This is a genomic window from Microcystis sp. LEGE 08355, from assembly GCF_015207185.1.
Classification (GTDB): Bacteria; Cyanobacteriota; Cyanobacteriia; order Cyanobacteriales; family Microcystaceae; genus Microcystis; species Microcystis panniformis.
On the sequence record NZ_JADEXI010000610.1, the window covers coordinates 1 to 2,691 of the forward strand.

General features: G+C 47.5%; 3 protein-coding genes. 1 reads left to right on the forward strand and 2 read right to left on the reverse strand.

Annotated elements, in window-relative coordinates:
* Positions 1–41: 41 nt before the first annotated feature.
* Entirely contained in the window at positions 42–731 is a 690-nt protein-coding gene (pyrE, locus tag IQ242_RS21865; protein WP_193961391.1) for an orotate phosphoribosyltransferase, read from the reverse strand.
* Positions 732–784: 53 nt separating this feature from the next.
* On the opposite strand from pyrE, the gene IQ242_RS21870 reads away from it, so the two are divergent.
* Positions 785–1,237, forward strand: coding sequence for a porin (locus tag IQ242_RS21870; protein ID WP_193961392.1), 453 nt, complete (start codon positions 785–787; stop codon positions 1,235–1,237).
* A 212-nt stretch (positions 1,238–1,449) separates the two neighbouring features.
* On the opposite strand, the gene IQ242_RS21875 is transcribed toward IQ242_RS21870, so the two are convergent.
* Positions 1,450–2,667, reverse strand: coding sequence for an ABC transporter permease (locus tag IQ242_RS21875; RefSeq protein WP_193961393.1), 1,218 nt, complete (start codon positions 2,665–2,667; stop codon positions 1,450–1,452).
* Positions 2,668–2,691 lie beyond the last annotated feature (24 nt).

A 2,691-nucleotide genomic window follows, 5' to 3' on the forward strand; every position in this document is an offset into this window, starting at 1 on the left:
CCCCACACCCTGCCACCAGGAAAAACTTTTTGCCGCAAACCCTATTTATTATGATAAGCCGCCTGTAGGTCCCGAATCGAAAACAAAGCTTGAAACTGTATTCCCTGAGATTGGTAAAATTCCGCCCCTCCTTGTTCTCTATCCACCAAAGCAATGATTAAATCTACTTGATAACCCGCATTGCGTAATCTTTCTACCGCTACCATAGCACTTTTCCCCGTTGTCACCACATCTTCGAGGACAACCACCGCAGCCCCGGGGTTTAAAGTCGGCCCCTCGATATAAGCCATGGTTCCGTGACCTTTTGCCTCTTTACGGACGATTAAAGCTGGAATCGGGCGATTTTCGTAGGCCGATACCACACTAACAGCGCTGACAATCGGATCCGCCCCTAGGGTTAATCCTGCCACCGCTTGGGTATCTGGAGGCAGTAGGGACAGCAATAAACGCCCCACGGCTAAAGCTCCCTCCGCATTGAGAGTAACTTGTTTACCGTTGATATAGTAGCTGCTTTTTTGTCCTGAGGACAGGGTGAAATCTCCCTCTCGATAGGCAAGACGGACAAGAGCATCGAGGAGAAATTGATGCAGGGAAGCAGTATCGAGATTCGCTACCGAGGAATTAGCCATATTTTCAGGATTGGGAGCCTGACTGACTCCAAAATTTCGGTTACAATTAAGCCAAAAGTCATTATATATTGACTCGATCGCTAGTATTGATTTCTTTCTCATCCCATTGAAGCAATTTTTTAATTAACCCTATCCCTGTGAGGAGATTTTTACCCATGCGCGCTAAGTTTTTACTTCCTTCCCTGTTTTGTTTAACCGGTTTAGTCTGGTTGAGTTCGCCTATTGCGATCGCCGAAACTCCACCCGCCACCAATCCCCCACTGGTAAAAACCCAACAATTGCAAATTGTCCCCTCTCCCGATACGGCGGTAGGATTTAATAATATCCCTGGTTTGTTTAACCGCGCTGTTAATAACAATACGGGTCGTTTCTACGACTACACCAACATTTTAGGACAGTTAAACTCTCTTTTTGGTTGGCGTACTTTTATGCAAGGTTCCTATTTCGATAATCTGATTACTCGGGATGCCAAATTAACCGAAACTTTATACTATGATGTCATGCAACAGCAACAGTCTGGACCTTTAATTCGCACCCAAGATTTACCCAATCCCTTCGATACTTCCCTACAGGAAAATCCCAGTTATTTAAGTCCAGGCGGATTTTAATCTACCAATTCAGACTTGAATTGGCTAAGTAGCTGGTTATAATTAAATTAAAAATGGATTTTAGGTTCGATCCCCCCTGCCCCCCTTGATAAGGGGGGTGGCGATCCCCCCTGCCCCCCTTGATAAGGGGGGTGTCTGACAACTTTTAACGCCTACCTACTTAGCTATAAAAGCAATCCTTGCCAAAAACGTCCCCGAAAAAACTTAAAAAATTATACACTTCTGAGGGCGACAATCGGCTCCAATTTAGAGGCACGATAGGCGGGAAAAACGCCGAAAAAGAGACCAATACCCGTGGAAACACTCAAAGACAGGGCGACGGCGGTGGCGGAAACAGTGGCAGCCAGGGGAGAGAAACTGGAGACGAGAACGATCGCTCCTGCACCGACGAGAATACCAAGCGCACCGCCGGCGATGGAAACGAGAGTTGATTCAATCAGAAATTGTAAGAGAATATCCTGTTCTCTGGCTCCGATCGCTTTTCTTAGTCCGATTTCCCCGGTTCTTTCCGAAACCGAAACGAGCATAATATTCATCACCCCGATACCACCGACAATCAGGGAAATACCGGCGATTAAAGCCAAAAGTAGGGTGAGACCCTGGGTAATCGTGGCGAAGATTTCGATCATCTGTTTAGCAGTTTCGACGCGAAAATCATCCTCAGCGACGATTTTATGGCGTAAACGCAGGAGATTCTCGATTTGGAACTTAGCAGCCCGGATTTCCTCCCCCGATCGTGCGGTGAGACTAATCCAACTCAACTCGACACCGTAGGGTCCGGTTTTGCCCACCAGTTGCGAGTTCATGGTGCTAAGGGGAATAATCAGCATTTCATCCTGATTATTGCCAAAAAAGGAGCCTTTCGCCTCTAAAATCCCGATCACCTCAAAACTGAGATTTTTGATCCGCAGCTGTTGACCAAGGGGATTTTGGGTGGGAAAAAGTTGCGCTGCCACTTCCGTGCCGATCACCGTTACCCGTTTGTTGCGGGCTAGATCGATATTATTGATCAAACGACCTTTTTCTAGGGTAAAATTGCGGACAGAAGCGTATTCTGGGGTGCTTCCCGTCACTAGAGCCGTCATGTTGCGATTACGATAGGAAATCAGGAAACGAGCGTTTATTTCCGGGGCGACTTCAGCGACGGTGGGAACCTGTTCGGCGATCGCCTGAGCATCGGCTAAAACCAAGGTTTTCGGTAAATTAACGGTGGTATTGCGTGCTTGTCGCGACCCCGGCACCACAAAAAGGGTATTGGGTCCCAAGTTAGCAAACTGGTCATTGGCTAAGGTTTGCGCCCCTTGGCCAATACCGATCATGGCCACTACTGAAGCGTTACCGATGATAATTCCTAACATGGTCAGGCCGCTTCGCACTTTATTGGCCCCTAGGGTGGAGACGGCCATTTTTAAACTTTCGGTGATCAACATATCAGTTATCAGTGGGGTGTGGGG

Coding starts and splice junctions, on each gene's coding strand:
- pyrE (WP_193961391.1), bottom strand. CDS start 731: ATGAGAAAGAAATCAATACTAGCGATCGAGTCAATATATAATGACTTT.
- IQ242_RS21870 (WP_193961392.1), top strand. CDS start 785: ATGCGCGCTAAGTTTTTACTTCCTTCCCTGTTTTGTTTAACCGGTTTA.
- IQ242_RS21875 (WP_193961393.1), bottom strand. CDS start 2,667: ATGTTGATCACCGAAAGTTTAAAAATGGCCGTCTCCACCCTAGGGGCC.